The sequence below is a fragment of the Amycolatopsis sp. QT-25 genome (assembly GCF_029369745.1).
Lineage (GTDB): Bacteria > Actinomycetota > Actinomycetes > Mycobacteriales > Pseudonocardiaceae > Amycolatopsis.
Genome location: NZ_CP120210.1, coordinates 2,707,488 through 2,722,640, shown reverse-complemented (window position 1 = coordinate 2,722,640; position 15,153 = coordinate 2,707,488). Strand labels below are relative to the sequence as shown.

Sequence of the window (15,153 nt, the reverse complement as noted above, 5' to 3'; positions counted from 1 at the left end):
GCGCGCGACCACTCAACCCTGCTGCTCGGCGATGTGCTGCGCGACGGCGTCGGGCAGCGTGATGGTCAGCGGAGTGCGGACCGGCATCGGCGCGTCACCGCGGTCGACGATGGTGTGCCGCACGATCTCCCGCAGCACCGCGGGCGCCTGGGACGCCTGCGACTGCGGACCGGCGATGACACCGCGGAGCATCCAGCGCGGACCGTCGACCCCGACGAACCGCAGCGCGACGTCGCCGACGATCGCGGACAGCTCCAGTCCCCACTCGCCCATGCCGACCGAGACCTTGGCGCCGTCGGCGCGCAGCTGCTCGGTGAGTTCGGTGCTGACGTCCTTCCACAGCCCGCCGGACCGAGGCGCCGCGTAGCCGCTGACGGTGATCTGACCCTGCTCGGTGACGACGTGCACCGCGCGGACGCCGCCGCTCTCCGGGTCCATTTCGACCTGGACCTGGGAACCGTCGGGTACCGGTACCTTCACCGAACCCAGGTCGATCCTCGGGATGCCGTCGTCGGGCGCGTCGGCGAGGTCGAAGGGACCGTCGGCGGTCTCCGACAGCTGGGACTCGATCTCCTCGTCGTCGGTGGCGCTGCCGGGGCGCTCGTCGACCTCGGGCGCGGCGTGCCGCCCGCTCGGCTTGGCCTCGCGCTTGCGTCCGAAAATCCCCACTAGTTCTCCGTTCCTTCCCTGGCTCCGGCTCCCAGTGTGGCGTGTCCGCCGGTGGAGCCATACCCGCCCTCGCCGCGCTCGGACCGCTCGAGTTCGGCGACCTCGACGAATTCGGCCGTTTCGACCCGTTGCACGACCAGCTGTGCGATCCGGTCGCCGCGGGTGAGCACGACCTTCTCGGAGAGATCATGGTTGATCAGGCAGACGCGGATCTCACCGCGGTACCCCGAGTCGATCGTGCCCGGCGTGTTGACGACCGAGAGGCCGACACGGGCGGCGAGCCCCGAACGTGGGTGGACGAAGCCCGCGTACCCGGGCGGCAGCGCGACCGCGACGCCCGTTCCGACGACGCCGCGTTCGCCGGGCGCGAGCACGAGATCCGAGGTGGTGACGAGGTCGGCGCCCGCGTCACCGGGGCGCGCGTAGGCGGGGAGGGGGACCGAAGGATCGATCCGGGAAAGCAGTACCTGAACGGTGGACACGGGCGGCGAGACTACCCTGAACGCGTGGGTGAGAGCGTGAGCACGGCCGAAGGCGGCGCCGTCAGGTATTCGGAACGGCTTTACGTCCCGTGGTGGGGCTGGCCGTTGCCGCTGCTGGGCGGCGGGCTGCTGGCGGCGGAGATCGACATGGGCTATCCGGGGCTCCGCGGCTGGCTGCCGTACGTGGTGCTGATCCCCGCGGTGATCGCGCTGATGGTTTCACTCGGCCGGTCCCGCGTCCGGGTGACCGGTGGCGCCAAGCCGGAGCTGTGGCTGCGCGACGCGCATCTGCCGCTCGAGTTCGTCGGCGACGTCGACGTCATCGACAAGGAAGCGAAGCGCAAGGCACTCGGCCGCGACGCCGATCCGGCGGCGTTCGTCCTGCACCGGGGCTGGGTCGGCCCGGTCGTGCGGGTGTGGCTCACCGACCCCGAAGACCCCACGCCGTACTGGCTGTTCAGCACCCGGCATCCGGAGAAGGTGGCCGCGCTGCTGCGGCGGACCGCCTCGAAGTCCTAGGCACGGGAAAGGGGGCCGGCCATTCGGCCGGCCCCCTTGTTCCTGTTCGAACCCCGAAACCCCTGTCGCGCCGTCCCCTGTGCCCGTAGGCTCAGGCGCAGTCGCGGCAGATGAGCCGTCCGCCACTCTCCTCCGCCAGCCTGCTGCGGTGATGCACCAGGAAGCAGACGGAGCAGGTGAACTCGTCGGCCTGCTTGGGCACGACCTTGACGGTCAGGTCCTCCCCGGAAAGTCCGGAGAGGTCCGCGCCCGGCAGCTCGAAGTTCTCGGCGGTCGCGTCCTCGTCGACGTCCACGACGCCGGACTGATTTTCGTTGCGCCGTGCCTTGAGCTCTTCCAACGAGTCTTCGGCCAGCTCGTCGGCTTCGCTGCGGCGCGGAGCGTCGTAGTCGGTCGCCATTTGTCCCTCACCCCTGCGATGCTTCGATGTCTGATGGCCCGGACCCTCGAGCGCGCGGCTCGTGAGTCCTTCGTGCCGCTGGTTAACGTCCCAGCGCCCCTGTTTGTGCCCGGCCGGGCAGTGAGCGAGGTCTCTCTTTTGTGCCTCTTACTGTCGCCTGAGCCCGCGAAGGGTAGCTCACGCCGATATCCGCTCTGCAACGAGTCAGACATTGCCGGGATCAGGTCACCCAACAGGGCGAACCCTGCTGTCGAGACGCTTGGCGTCCGAATGGGTTGCGCCCGCGTCGGGTACCTCACCGCTTGGGCCCGGTCGCTTGCCCGGAGTGGTCACCGCGTGGTGCTATCCGGAGGCCCGCGCCGATCACCTTCGCCACAACGCATAGGCTGGTCGGACACGATGGTGGGACGAAGCACCGTCCGGGGATCCGGGCTTGGGGAAGGGACTGGCAGGTGGCGTCGGGGAACGGCATCGGGGACCGCGGGGCGGGGCCGTATCGCAAACGCAAGCCGCTGCCCGCGCTCATCGTCATCGGGGTGATGGCACTCGGTGCGGTCATCGTCTGGGTGAACGTCGTGGCGAGCAACGCCGACATCGACGCGAAGATCCGCTGCGATCCGCCGCCCGCCCCACAGCAGGGTGTCACCTACACGCCGCTGGCACACGATGGACTCGACGACCGGGCGCCGGTCCCGCCGGACAAGGTCGCCGTCCAGGTGCTCAACGGATCCCAGGTCCGCGGCCAAGGCGGCATCGTCACCAGCACGCTCCGGGAACTCGGTTTCTCCCAGGTGCTGGAGCCGGACGTCGATCCGGCCTACAAGAACGCCGAAGCCAAGTGCCGCGGCCAGATCCGCTTCGGCGAGAACGGCGCGGCCGCGGCCCGCACGCTGAGCCTGGTGGTCCCGTGCGCCGAGTTGGTCGAGGACAACCGCAAGGACGCTTCGGTCACGTTCACCACCGGCACCCTGCTCAGCGACGTCCGCCCGAAGGCGGAGGCGCGCCAGGTGCTCGACCAGCTCACTCGGTGGTCGAAGGCGCAGCAGGGCACCGGCGGCGGCGAGCAGTCGGCAGGCGGCGGGGCCCCGGTGATCGACCAGGCGCTGCTGAAGGCCGCCCGCGAAGCCCCCTGCTGAAACTCTTCCAAGCGCTAGGAAAGGTCCTTTCCTGGCAAATTTTGCCAGGAAAGGACCTTTCCTAGCGCGCTCAGGCGCTCAAATCGCGCCCACGCCCGAGTCGAGCAAGGCCTGACGCAACGGTCCTTCGATCGACGGCGCCACCGCGAAGGTCGCGTCCGGCCCGAGTTCGGCGTCCTCCCCCGGCAGCGACACCCTGGCACCCGCCTCGGCGGCGATGAGCGCCCCCGCGGCCCAGTCCCAGTGCCCGAGGCCGTGTTCGACGTAGGCGTCCAGCCAGCCCGCCGCGACCGCACACAGATCGAGTGACGCGGCCCCGTTGCGCCGGACGTCCCGCACCCTGGTCGCCAGTCCGGCGACGAACCGGGCCTGCTTCGTCCGCCGTTCGACCCGGTAGGCGAACCCGGTGCCGACGAGGGTCAGGTCGAGCCGCCGCGGGGCGTTGACCGACAGCCGCCGCCCGTCGAGGAACGCGCCCTGCCCGCGCGCGGCGGTCCAGCGGCGGCCGCTGACCGGTTCGACGACGGCGCCCGCCACCGACACGCCGCCGACCTGCGCGGCCACCGACACGGCGAACCAGGGCAGCCCGTAGAGGAAGTTCACCGTCCCGTCGATCGGGTCGACCACCCAGGTCACCCCGTCGCCGGCGATCCCGCCTCCCTCCTCGCCGAGCACGGCGTCGTCGGGACGCAGTTCGGCGAGCCGGGCGCGCACCAACCGTTCCGACTCGTGGTCCACGGCGGTCACCACGTCGGTGTCGGCGGATTTGGTGTCCACCCGCACCTCACGGCCCCCGTTCATCCCGGTCCAAGCCTCGTGGACCAGTTCGGCGGCCTCGCCCGCGACACGCTCGGCGACACTTTTCAGCAACGTCTCGTCAACTCCCACGTCCGCCATGTCACCACATCCGGTTAAAGTCTCCGAGGCAGGCTTCTGAATCGTGCGAGAAGGGACCACGTCCGTGGTGGAGGCGACCCGAGGTTTCGGTATCGACATCGGCGGCAGCGGGATCAAGGGCGCGCTGGTCGACTTGGCGGAGGGACGGCTGATCGGCGACCGGATCCGCATCGACACGCCGAAACCGTCGACGCCGGAGGCGGTGGCGGACGTCGTCGCCGAGATCACCGGCCAGGCGGGCTGGGACGGCCCGGTGGGGGTCACCCTGCCCGCGGTGGTCAAGAAGGGCGTCGCGCACACCGCGGCGAACATCGACCGCGCCTGGATCGGCACCGACGCCGACGCCCTGTTCGCCAAACGACTCGGCCGCGGCGTGGACGACATCGCGATGCTCAACGACGCCGATGCCGCCGGCATGGCCGAGATCCGCTGGGGCGACCCGATCGCGAAACGCGGGGTGACGGCGCTGCTGACCTTCGGCACCGGCATCGGCAGCGCGGTCTTCCAGGACGGCAAGCTCGTGCCCAACACCGAGTTCGGCCACATCGAGGTCGACGGTTTCGACGCGGAGAAGAAGGCCGCGGCGTCGGCGAAGGACAACGAGGACCTCTCGTATCCCGAATGGGCGGAACGGGTGAACAGGTATCTCTCCGTGCTGGAAAACCTGATCTGGCCGGATCTGTTCATCGTCGGCGGCGGGGTCAGCAAGAAGTCGCACAAATGGGTCCCGCTGCTGAACATCCGCACGCCGCTGATCGTCGCGTCGTTGCAGAACAACGCGGGCATCGTCGGCGCGGCGGCCGCGGCCGCCGAGGGCATCGAGCACTGACACGCCCACACTGACATCCGCGCCACGGATGTCACTTCGGCGGGTCGCACGGCGTGTCGCGCCCGCCGGGTGGTGGTCCGCGCCGCGACGCTGTCCCGTATCGTCGTTACAATGGAACACGGCTCACGGCGGCGGCCCCCACGAGAACGAGGGAAACCGCAGGCCGAGGGTGTTCCCCCGAAGTTTGAGGCAGCCGAGACCATCACGCCTCGGCTCGTCATGATCGACCGCTGCGAAAGGGCGTAAGTGGCAGCCGCAAGAACCGCAACCCGAAGCGGGACGAAGACAGCGACCGCAGCCGGCGAGCCGGCCGACGAGGCAGCCACCGACGCGGCGAAGCCCGCGGCGCGCAAGACCGCCGCCAAGGCGGCAGGCGCGAAGAAGGCCCCGGCGAAGAAGGCTCCGGCCAAGAAACCCACCACCAAGGGCGCCAAGACCGAAGACGGCGATCCGGAAGACGGTCCGGTAGAGCTCGACGAAGCCGACCTCGAGACCCCGGATCTGTCGGACCTGGAAGAGGTCGAGGTGGACGTCGTCGACGCGACGGTCACCGAGGAAACGGAAGAGGACGCGGAGTCCGAGGAGGACGTCGAAGAGACGCCCCCCCGCGGACGCCGCACGCCGACCGACAAGAACGCCGGAAAGACCTCCGACAACCCGGACTTCGTCTGGGACGAGGAAGAGTCCGAGGCGCTGCGCCAGGCGCGCAAGGACGCCGAGCTCACCGCTTCGGCCGACTCGGTCCGCGCGTACCTCAAGCAGATCGGCAAGGTCGCCCTGCTGAACGCGGAGGAGGAGGTGGAGCTCGCCAAGCGCATCGAGGCCGGGCTCTACGCCGCCGAACGCGTCCGCAACGCCGAGGAGGAGGGCGAGAAGCTCGTCACCCAGATGCGGCGCGACCTCAAGTGGATCGTGCGCGACGGTGAGCGGGCGAAGAACCACCTGCTGGAGGCGAACCTCCGGCTCGTGGTCTCGCTGGCCAAGCGCTACACCGGCCGCGGCATGGCGTTCCTGGACCTGATCCAGGAGGGCAACCTCGGCCTGATCCGCGCGGTCGAGAAGTTCGACTACACCAAGGGCTACAAGTTCTCCACGTACGCCACCTGGTGGATCCGTCAGGCGATCACCCGCGCGATGGCCGACCAGGCCCGCACCATCCGTATCCCGGTGCACATGGTCGAGGTCATCAACAAGCTCGGCCGCATACAGCGTGAACTCCTGCAGGACCTCGGCCGCGAGCCCACCCCCGAAGAGCTCGCCAAGGAAATGGACATCTCCCCGGAGAAGGTCCTCGAGATCCAGCAGTACGCCCGCGAGCCGATCTCGCTCGACCAGACCATCGGCGACGAGGGCGACTCGCAGCTCGGTGACTTCATCGAGGACTCCGAGGCCGTCGTCGCGGTCGACGCGGTGTCCTTCACACTGCTGCAGGACCAGCTCCAGTCGGTGCTGCAGACGCTGTCCGAACGGGAGGCGGGTGTGGTGCGGCTGCGGTTCGGCCTCACCGACGGCCAGCCGCGCACGCTCGACGAGATCGGCCAGGTGTACGGGGTGACCCGTGAGCGCATCCGGCAGATCGAGTCGAAGACGATGTCGAAGCTGCGTCACCCGTCGCGTTCGCAGGTGCTGCGCGACTACCTGGACTGATCCAGGTTCCAGGAAAACCCCGTCACCGTTCCGGTGGCGGGGTTTTTCGTCTCCGGTGTCGGATCACGGGCCGGTCAGGGCCTGCCGGTCAGGGTCGTCCACGGCACGTGCACCGTCACCCGTTCCCGGAGCTGCTCGTTCATCAGCCACAGCTCCCCCGTCGCCGGCCAGTACGACAGGTTCTGCGAGTTCACCGGCGCCCTGCCGCCCAGCCGCGACGTCGAGGTCCCGCCGACCCCGCCGTGCAGGCACGACGGATGGTCGCCCGCCACTCCGGCGTACTCGGGACACACCCCGGTCAGCACGAAATATCCGTTGCGCGCCACCGCTCCCTGCATGCCCCACACCGGCGACACGAACCCTTCCTTCGCGTGCACCGTCCCGTCGGCCGACACCTTGGGCAGGCCGGTCGCGCGGTCGAACGGCCAGCGCAGCACCCGGCCGCCCGCGGCGTTCGGGATGTGCTCCGAGGTCACGATCGAACCGTCGCCGTGGTCGAACGACATCGTCGCGAGACACGGCCGCGTCCCGGGGGCGTTGGTGCAGGTGCCGCCGCCGGGGTACCAGTACGCGCCGATCTGCGGCATCGCGTAGTCGTAGAACGCCGCGTGGTACTTGCCGTCCGGGCCCTTCCCGACGATGCCGGAGCCGTCGTCGACCTTCCAGAAGTGCGTCGTGTCGAAGACCCGCACCACTCCCCCGGTGGTCGCGACGAACAGCCGGTTCCCGATCCAGGTCATCCCGTGCCCGTGCCCCTGCACGACGGCGAAGTTGTCGTTCGACGTCGGTTCCACGAGCAGCACGTGCCGGTAGCCGAGCCCGGTGGCGTCCACAAAGGACAGCCGGACCATGGTGTCACCGGGGGTGTGCCAAGAGGCCGCCACGACCCGTTTCCCGCCCACCTTCCCGGTCGCCGCGTCGGCGTCGCCGGAACCGGTCAGCCCCTGCGGGATCCAGTCGTTGGTCTTGTCGTCGTTGGCGTCCTCCCAGCAGAATCCCGCCGGTTTCAATGCCGCCGCGAGATGGGTGCCGTGGCACAGCGGGCGCGCCTTCCGGTTGGCCGACGACAGGATCTCCGGCAGACCACGCGGCGGAAGATGCTTCTCCAGCGCGGCGATCCGGGCGCCGTAGGTGCCGAAGGACGAACCGGACGTCCAGCGAAAGCCGTCGACCGTGGCCGCGTCCATCTTCGGGAAGGCGGCCGCGGCGGAGGCGACCCCGGGGACGAGCGCGAACATCAGCAGCAGTGAAGCGAAAAGTCCCAGCCTCTTCATGCCCGCGAGCTTCCCGGCCACGCGCATACGTTCGATACAAACCCGTGTCAGGCCGATGGTCGACCTCGACCTTCCGGGAGGCCTGGACGAGCAGCACGGCCGTCACCTCGGCGCGGGCCGGCGTCTCACTCCGACCGGCGGCGTTGCTTGCGGGCGCGCTCGGCGAACAGCAACCCCGCCCCGGCGGCCACCATCAGCGCGCTGGCCACCACGTGCATCCCCGGCGGAAGCAGGTGGAGCTGGACGAACCAGCTCGGATTCGTGCTGCCCAGCAGCCGGTTGATCAGTCCTCCCCCGCCCTGCACCAGCAGGAGGATCCCCAGTAGTTCGATCATCGTCGTGTCCCTTCCGTGACCCGGTCGTCGTCCTTGGGCGAGAACTCCTGCCACAGCGGCCCGGTGGCGAACCAGATGGCCGTCACGACCCCCAGCCGCGGCAACCAGCCCCACAGCGGCGCGACCTGTTCGCCGTTGCCCACCAGGAAGATCAGTGCCAGGAGTACGGTCGCGGCGATTCCGCACGCCAGTACGCATTTGCCCCACTCGCGCCATTCGAGGCGGGCCTTCTCCCTTCCTCTCGGCTTGGGTGGCGGGGGTGGCCCGTCCGCGAACCGGTGCGCGAACCGCGCGTCGGCCCACCGGATCATCGACGGCCCGAACACCACACTGAAACCGAGGTACACCGCGGCGAGGCCGTGCACGAAGTTCGCCTTGCCGCCGCCTTGGAGGTCGAGCACCGTCGCGACCAGCACCACGACGTCGATCACCGGGGTGAGGGCCAGCAGCACGATGCTCGTCCGCTTGAGCCGGAGCAGGTAGCGGGCCAGCAGGCCGGCTCCGATGGCGACCCAGAAACCGATCTCCCCGGCGGCGATCACCGCCGCCATCGGATTCTCCGCGAAAAAGTCCCAGATCTTGTTCACCCTTCGAGCTTCGCCTCCGACGGTGGTCCGGCGCGTCGGTGAGGGGCAGGAGATCATCGTCATCACTTCGTAGGACCCCGCCGCCCGCCCCGGTGTGCTGGGATGGATCGGTGCCCACGCTGGTCCCTCGCCTGAGTCATCTCCCGTCGTGGAAGCAGGACCTCGTCATCGCGCTCGGCACCTGGCTCACCGGCGCCCTCGTCTACCTCAGCGGGATGCAGGTGCTGCTCAACGGCCCGGACACGACGCCGCTGTGGATCCGGCTGACCGAGCTGACCGTGTTGTGCGCGCTGGAGATGCTGCGCCGCGAGGTCCCGTGGGCGCTGCTCGCCGCGCTGGTCGTGGTCGCCGTGGACGTGGCGATCGGTCCCTCGCTGCCGATCCTCGTCGTCTTCACCGACTTCCTCTACGCGACGACGCTTTACGGTTCGCGGCGGGTCAGCCGGCTGATGATCGGTATCACCGCGCTCGGGACGCTCGCGGTGGTCTGCCTGGCGCTCGTCCTCTCCTCGCAGTGGCGGACGGCGATCCTGGTGGCGTTCGCGTTCCTGCCGTTCCTCGTCACCCCGGTGTGGTGGGCGGCGAACGTGCGGCAGCAGCGGGACATCGCCGAGAACGAACGGGCCAACGCCGTCCAGCTGGCCACGATCGGCGAACTGGACCGGAGGGCCGCCGTCGCCGGGGAACGTTCGAAGATGGCGCGGGATCTGCACGACGTCATCGCCGGGCATCTGTCGGCGATCGCGATCCAGTCCGAGGCCGCGTTGTCGATCGCCTCCGCCGACCCGAAGCTGTCCAGGAAGGTGCTGGAATCGGTGCGGGAGAACAGTGTGAGCGCGCTGGAGGAGATGCGCGCGATGATCGGGCTGCTGCGCGAGGACTCCGATATCGAGACGACGGCGCCCGCCCGGCTGGCCGAACTGTCCAAACTGGTCGATTCGGCGCGGGCGAGCGGGCTGGAGGTCGAACTCGGTTCCGTACCGGACCCGTCGTCCCCGCTGCCCGCCGCGGTCGATCTGACCGCGTACCGGATCGCGCAGGAGGCGCTGACCAACGCGGTGAAACACGCCCCTGGCGGCCGCGCGGTCCTGGACATCCGCTCACGCGGCGGCATACTCACCGTCGAGGTGCGCAACGATCTTCAGCCGGGCCGCCTCGATGACGGCGGGACCGGGTTCGGCCTGCTGAACATGCGGGAACGCGCCGTCGCGGTGGGCGGCACCCTCGCCGCCGGGCCGTCCGGCGGCGGCTGGCTGGTCCGCGCCGAACTGCCTCTGGAGGGGTCTTGACCGTCAAAGTCCTGGTCGCCGACGACCACGGCGCGATCCGTGCCGGGTTGATGATGATCCTCGGGAACGCCGAGGACATCGAGGTGGTCGGCGAGGCCGCGGACGGTGCCACGGCCGTCCGCCAGGCGAAGGCGCTGAAACCGGATGTCGTACTGATGGACGTCCGCATGCCCGGTGTCGACGGCATCGCGGCCACGCGAGAACTGACCGCGGCGGGGCTCTGCGAAGTTCTCGTGCTGACCACCTTCGATCTCGACGAGTACGTCCACGCCGCGCTTCGGGCGGGCGCGGCCGGATTCCTGTTGAAGTCGGTGGAGGCGGCGAGGCTGATCGAGGCGGTGAAGCTGGTGGCGGCGGGTGAAGGAGTGCTTGCCCCTCAGGTCACGCGGAAGCTCATCGCCGCCTTCGCCGCGGGGACGCGCGAGCCTTCCCTCGTTCCCGCCGGCCTCGGCGACCTGACCGAACGCGAGCGTGAAGTGCTGGCGTGCCTGGGCGGCGGCCTGTCCAACGCGCAGATCGGCACCCGGCTGCACATCGGCGAGACCACGGTGAAGACGCACGTCTCACGGGTGCTGACGAAGCTGGACCTGCGGTCGCGGGTGCAGGCGGCGATCCTCGCGCAGGAGAACGGTGTCGTGCTGGAAGGGTGACCTCGCACCGATCTGCGAGCCGGCCGGTGATCTTCTAGCGTGACCCTCCATGCGGCGAACTCTGGACGTGGACGAAATCCTGAAACGGCAGGATTCCGGTGACCTGAAACGCCGTCTGCGCGGGCGCGACCTGATCGGCTTCGGGGTCGGCATCATCATCGGTACCGGGATCTTCACCCTCGCCGGGGTCGAGGCGAAATCCCACGCGGGTCCGTCGGTCACGCTTTCCTTCGTTCTGGGCGCCGTGGTGGCCGGGATGGCCGCCCTCTGTTACGCCGAACTCGCCTCCGGCGTGCCGACGGCGGGAAGCGCCTACACCTACGCTTTCGCCACTCTCGGCGAGACTTTCGCCTGGATCATCGGCTGGGATCTGTTGCTGGAGTTCGCCCTCGGTGCGGCCGTCGTGTCACGGGGGTGGTCCGGCTACCTCGCGAATCTGATGGGGCTCTCCCCCGACTGGTTCGGTGAAGACGCGAAGGTGAACATCGGCGCTGTCGCGATCATCGCCGTGCTGACCGTGGTCGCCGTCCTCGGGATCAAGGATTCGGCGCGGGTGACGAATCTGCTCGTGCTGGTCAAGGTCGCGGTGTGCGTGCTGATCCTCGCGGTCGGCGTGTTCTACGTCCGCGGCGAGAACCTGACGCCGTTCCTCCCGCCCGCACAGGCACCGGCGGAGACGCCGAACACCCTGCATCAGCCGATCGTGCAAGCCGCGCTCGGGCTCGAACAGTCCGTCTACGGAATCGCCGGAATGGTGACGGCCGCCGCTGTCGTCTTCTTCGCTTACACCGGTTTCGAGGCGCTCGCCAACCTCGGCGAGGAGACCGTGAACCCGAAACGCGATCTGCGGGTCGGCATCCTCGGCGCGCTCGGGGTCTGCGCGCTGCTGTACATCGGTGTCTCGCTGGTGCTGACCGGGATGGTGCCGTTCGCCGAGATCGACGCGGGTGCCCCGCTCGCCGACGCCTTCGACCGGGTCGGGCAGCACTGGGTGGGCGCGCTGATCTCGCTCGGCGCGGTCACCGGGCTGACGTCGGTGATGATGGTGGAACTGGTGACGATCGGCCGGATCGGCTTCGCGATGGGCCGTGACGGCCTGCTGCCGAAGAAGTTCGGCACGGCGCATCCACGCTGGGGCACCCCGCACCGGATGACCGTCGCCGGTGCCGTGCTGATCGCGGCGCTGGCCGCGTTCGTGCCGATCTCCGAACTCGCCGACATGGTCAGCATCGGCGCGCTGTCGGCGATGATCATCGTCGCGGTGGCCGTCCCGGTGCTGCGCAGGCGCCGTCCGGATCTGGAGCGCCCGTTCACCGTGCCGTTCTCGCCCTGGCTGCCCGTCGTGGCGGCGCTGGCGTGCTTCTGCCTGATGCTCAACCTGAACGTGCTGACCTGGCTGCGGTTCGCCGCGTGGCTGCTGCTCGGCCTGCTGATCTACGTCTTCTACGGGCGCGGGCATTCCCGCTTCGCGAAGGACGAAGCCGGCTCCTCGGACCTGCCGTCGTGATCGCGTTTCCCCGGCGACCGCAGCGCGACCCCGGCGACGACGGCGAGCGTGCCGACGGCTTCGGGCAGGGCCGGCACCTGCCGGAGCCACAGGAAGCCGATCAGCCCGGCCGTGACCGGGAGCAACGCGAGCAGCAGCGCGAACCGCGCCCGCCCTGCCCGGCGCAGGACCACTTGGTCCAGCGCGTACGGCACGACGGTCGAGAGCACGCCCACCCCGATACCCAGCAGCAGCAGCCGTGGCGAAGTCCACACGGCGCCGGTGCCGAGCGCCAGCGGCGACAGCACCACGGTGCCGACGGCGAACCCGACGGCCAGGCCGTCGATCCCGTTCCCGCCGACCGCGACCCGCTTCCCGAGCAGGATGTACCCGGCCCACGCCGCCGCCGCGCCCAGCGCGAACAGCACACCGAGCAGACTGCCTTCGAGCCGGACGTCCGCGATGGCGAGTACCCCGGCCACCACCAGCAGCAGCGCGAAGACGTCCCGGCGGGTGCGCGAACCGAACGCGGCCACCACGACGGGTCCGGCGAACTCGAGAGCGACCGCCGTGCCGAGGGGCAACCGCGCGATCGCCTCGTAGAAGAGCACGTTCATCCCGGCGGTGACGATGCCGAAGGCACCCGCGAGCAGGAACGTGCGCCCCGTCCACGCCGAGCGAGGTGGCCTGCGCCACGCCAGGAGGACCACCGCCGCCCCGAGGCAGCGAAGCCAAGCCACCCCCGCGGGGGAGGCGACCGAAAAGAGACCTACGGCGACGGCCGCACCGGCGTACATGGAAATTCCGCTGAGAACGAACAAGATCGGTGCCGGCACGCTCGAAATCCGGTTCCGGACGACAGTGATATCCACCCCCGCATGGTGCCTGACGTGGGAAAAGACGGTTCGGCGGGGAGTCTTCTCCTACGTTGCGTGATTACGCTACGGCATACGAGGTAATTACCAGTGACAAACGAGACACCCGCACGGGAACACTTGCGGGCCGCCAAACGTCTGGAAGAGTGGAAGCACGAACACGGCGGGGCCGGGAACGAACGTTGCCGGCATCAGTGCCGAAGTGGTCGTAGCTGGATCGATGGCACCGGGCCACCGGTGCCGGGACGGAGGGAGACTCCAATGACTTCACCGACGCTCACCCGCCCCGAACTGACCGCTGCCGACCGATGCGACCGGTGTGGAGCTGCGGCCCAGGTTCGGGCCATTCTCAGCACCGGTGGCGAGTTGCTCTTCTGTGGTCACCACGCCCGCGCACACGAAACGAAGCTCAAGGAAATGTCCGCGGACATTCAGCGGTAGCCCACCAGTACGCGACCACCCGGCGGCCGGCCGCTCCCCATGGAGCGCGCCGGCCGCCCTGTTTTGTTTCGCGGGGCCTGAGCACCGAACCGACCCGTGTTCCATCACGTCTCCGCCTTTCAAAAACATACATACCGCATGTATGTTGTCCGCATGACGATCAGCGATCTCCTCGGCGAGGTGCACGAGGCCGACCTCGGCGACGCCCGCGTCCGCTACCGCGACCGCGGCGACGGCCCTCCGGTGGTCTTCGTGCACGGCCTGCTCACCAACGGGCTGCTCTGGCGCAAGGTGGCCCCCGCGGTCGCCGACGCCGGCTTCCGTTGCCTGACCCCGGACTGGCCGCTGGGCTCGCACGAGATCCCGGTCCCCGACGCGGACCTGAGCCCGCCCGGGGTCGCCGCGCTCATCGCGCGCTTCCTGGACGTGCTCGACCTGACCGACGCCACCGTGGTCGCGAACGACACCGGCGGCGCGCTCACCCAGCTGCTCATGACCACGAGCCCGGAGCGGGTGGGCCGGGTCGTGCTGACCCCGTCGGACTCCTTCGAGCGCTTCCTGCCCCCGATGTTCAAGGGATTGAGCACGCTGGCGCGTCTTCCCGGTGGCGTCCCGGCGATGATCCAGGCCGCGCGCTGGCGGTGGCTGCTGGAGAGGACGGACTTCTTCTGGCTGGCCAAGCACCCGGTCCCCGGCCACGTCCTCGACGCCTACCTGCTGCCCAGCCGCCGTGACCGGGCGATCCGCGAAGATCTGGCGCGGTTCCTCTCCGGGATCGACAACCGGTACACCCTGACCGCCGCCGAGCGGCTGCCCGCCTTCGGGAAACCCGTCCTGCTGGCCTGGGCGCCCGAAGACCGGCACTTCCCGCTGTGGCTGGGCGAGAAGCTGGCCGGAGTCCTGCCGAACGCCGAACTGAAGACCATCGAGGACTCCTACGCCTTCGTGCCGGAGGACCAGCCGGAGCGGCTGAGCGCCGTGATGGTGGAATTCCTGCGTGCCCACGCCACGACGTAGCCAGACCGAACGATCGCGATCCACCCGGGCCGTGTTGATGACGGCCGCGCGGACGTTGTTCGCCGAACAGGGTTACGCCGCCGTGCCCGCCGACGAGATCGTCCGGGCGGCGGGCGTCACCCGCGGCGCGCTGTATCACCACTTCGGGGACAAACAGGGCCTGTTCCGCGCCGTGATCGAGCAGATCGAAACCGAGATCACCGAGGAACTCCGGACCGTCCTGCGGGCGACGGAGGATCCGTGGTCGGCCGCGCTCGGCACGCTGAGCCGGTTCCTGGACCTGTGCTTGCGGCCCGACGTGGTGCGGATCGCGCTCACGGACGCCGTCTCCGTCCTCGGCTGGCAGGAATGGCGCGAACTGGAGAGCCGGTACGGACTGCGCCTGATCACGGAGGTCCTGGAGGCCACCGCCGCGGCCGGGCTGCTGATCGAGGCGCCGATCCCGGAGCTGGCGCAACTGACGCTGAGCGCCTGCGCGGAGGCGGCACTGATGATCGCGCACGCCGAAGACCGCGAAGCGGCGAGGGAGAAGGCGCTGGCCGCCCTGGTGGCCCTGCTGTCCGGCCTCGTGAAAGAACGCAATTAGTCACCTGGATGCGGTCGATGCATGGGCAAGGACC

Annotated in this window: 18 protein-coding genes; 10 read left to right on the top strand and 8 right to left on the bottom strand. The window is 69.5% G+C overall.

The genetic code is table 11. The features are described from left to right. Positions 1–12: 12 nt before the first annotated feature. Positions 13–669, bottom strand: a complete 657-nt coding sequence (locus P3102_RS12795) for a DUF3710 domain-containing protein (protein ID WP_276369196.1) — start codon at positions 667–669, stop codon at positions 13–15. Continuing rightward, positions 669–1,151, bottom strand: a complete 483-nt coding sequence (gene dut, locus P3102_RS12790) for a dUTP diphosphatase (RefSeq protein ID WP_276369194.1) — start codon at positions 1,149–1,151, stop codon at positions 669–671. Before dut ends, P3102_RS12795 begins: the two co-directional genes overlap by 1 nt. A gap of 24 nt (positions 1,152–1,175) precedes the next feature. Between dut and P3102_RS12785 the strand changes: the two genes are divergently transcribed. Further along, positions 1,176–1,670 (top strand): DUF3093 domain-containing protein, encoded by a 495-nt coding sequence (locus tag P3102_RS12785; protein ID WP_276369192.1) that lies wholly within the window; start codon positions 1,176–1,178, stop codon positions 1,668–1,670. 91 nt (positions 1,671–1,761) lie between these two features. Here the strand turns inward: P3102_RS12785 and P3102_RS12780 are convergent, their stop codons facing one another. Continuing rightward, the gene (locus P3102_RS12780; protein ID WP_005164528.1) at positions 1,762–2,070 is read right to left on the bottom strand and encodes a DUF4193 domain-containing protein; all 309 of its coding nucleotides are present in this window, start codon (positions 2,068–2,070) and stop codon (positions 1,762–1,764) included. A 452-nt stretch (positions 2,071–2,522) separates the two neighbouring features. On the opposite strand from P3102_RS12780, the gene cei reads away from it, so the two are divergent. Beyond that, on the top strand, positions 2,523–3,206 hold the full coding sequence (cei, locus tag P3102_RS12775) for an envelope integrity protein Cei (protein ID WP_276369189.1): 684 nt from the start codon (positions 2,523–2,525) through the stop codon (positions 3,204–3,206). Between the two features lie 78 nt (positions 3,207–3,284). On the opposite strand, the gene P3102_RS12770 is transcribed toward cei, so the two are convergent. Then, entirely contained in the window at positions 3,285–4,103 is an 819-nt protein-coding gene (locus P3102_RS12770; RefSeq protein WP_276369187.1) for an inositol monophosphatase family protein, read from the bottom strand. A gap of 67 nt (positions 4,104–4,170) precedes the next feature. On the opposite strand from P3102_RS12770, the gene P3102_RS12765 reads away from it, so the two are divergent. Both P3102_RS12765 and P3102_RS12760 read left to right on the top strand, forming a co-directional pair. After that, a complete protein-coding gene (locus tag P3102_RS12765) occupies positions 4,171–4,932 on the top strand; it encodes a polyphosphate--glucose phosphotransferase (protein WP_276371134.1) in 762 nt (253 codons plus the stop codon). A gap of 246 nt (positions 4,933–5,178) precedes the next feature. Then, complete coding sequence (locus P3102_RS12760; protein WP_276369185.1) at positions 5,179–6,579, top strand: RNA polymerase sigma factor; 1,401 nt, start codon at positions 5,179–5,181, stop codon at positions 6,577–6,579. A 74-nt stretch (positions 6,580–6,653) separates the two neighbouring features. On the opposite strand, the gene P3102_RS12755 is transcribed toward P3102_RS12760, so the two are convergent. The 3 genes from P3102_RS12755 to P3102_RS12745 form a co-directional block, all read right to left on the bottom strand. Further along, a complete protein-coding gene (locus P3102_RS12755; RefSeq protein WP_276369183.1) occupies positions 6,654–7,853 on the bottom strand; it encodes a hypothetical protein in 1,200 nt (399 codons plus the stop codon). Positions 7,854–7,978: 125 nt separating this feature from the next. Continuing rightward, positions 7,979–8,188, bottom strand: a complete 210-nt coding sequence (locus P3102_RS12750; protein WP_276369181.1) for a hypothetical protein — start codon at positions 8,186–8,188, stop codon at positions 7,979–7,981. Then, positions 8,185–8,775 carry a hypothetical protein gene (locus P3102_RS12745; protein ID WP_276369179.1) on the bottom strand — a complete coding sequence of 197 codons (591 nt, stop codon included), beginning with the start codon at positions 8,773–8,775 and terminating at the stop codon, positions 8,185–8,187. Before P3102_RS12745 ends, P3102_RS12750 begins: the two co-directional genes overlap by 4 nt. Positions 8,776–8,885: 110 nt before the next feature. Here P3102_RS12745 and P3102_RS12740 point away from each other — a divergent pair, with 110 nt between their 5' ends. The 3 genes from P3102_RS12740 to P3102_RS12730 all read left to right on the top strand — a co-directional run bounded on the left by P3102_RS12740 (position 8,886) and on the right by P3102_RS12730 (position 12,221). Next, positions 8,886–10,064 (top strand): histidine kinase, encoded by a 1,179-nt coding sequence (locus P3102_RS12740; protein WP_276369178.1) that lies wholly within the window; start codon positions 8,886–8,888, stop codon positions 10,062–10,064. Next, complete coding sequence (locus P3102_RS12735; protein WP_276369176.1) at positions 10,061–10,714, top strand: response regulator transcription factor; 654 nt, start codon at positions 10,061–10,063, stop codon at positions 10,712–10,714. Before P3102_RS12740 ends, P3102_RS12735 begins: the two co-directional genes overlap by 4 nt. A gap of 67 nt (positions 10,715–10,781) precedes the next feature. Next, on the top strand, positions 10,782–12,221 hold the full coding sequence (locus P3102_RS12730; protein ID WP_276371133.1) for an amino acid permease: 1,440 nt from the start codon (positions 10,782–10,784) through the stop codon (positions 12,219–12,221). Here P3102_RS12730 and P3102_RS12725 read toward each other — a convergent pair. Next, the gene (locus tag P3102_RS12725; protein ID WP_276369174.1) at positions 12,158–12,997 is read right to left on the bottom strand and encodes an EamA family transporter; all 840 of its coding nucleotides are present in this window, start codon (positions 12,995–12,997) and stop codon (positions 12,158–12,160) included. The two genes, P3102_RS12730 and P3102_RS12725, sit on opposite strands and share 64 nt — an antisense overlap. Positions 12,998–13,336: 339 nt before the next feature. Between P3102_RS12725 and P3102_RS12720 the strand changes: the two genes are divergently transcribed. From P3102_RS12720 to P3102_RS12710, 3 genes are all read left to right on the top strand, one after another. Next, on the top strand, positions 13,337–13,516 hold the full coding sequence (locus P3102_RS12720) for a hypothetical protein (protein WP_016332937.1): 180 nt from the start codon (positions 13,337–13,339) through the stop codon (positions 13,514–13,516). 153 nt (positions 13,517–13,669) lie between these two features. Next, positions 13,670–14,533, top strand: coding sequence for an alpha/beta hydrolase (locus P3102_RS12715; RefSeq protein ID WP_276369171.1), 864 nt, complete (start codon positions 13,670–13,672; stop codon positions 14,531–14,533). A 37-nt stretch (positions 14,534–14,570) separates the two neighbouring features. After that, positions 14,571–15,119: a TetR/AcrR family transcriptional regulator gene (locus P3102_RS12710; protein WP_276371131.1), complete on the top strand. Its 549-nt coding sequence runs from the start codon at positions 14,571–14,573 to the stop codon at positions 15,117–15,119. Positions 15,120–15,153: the final 34 nt, after the last annotated feature.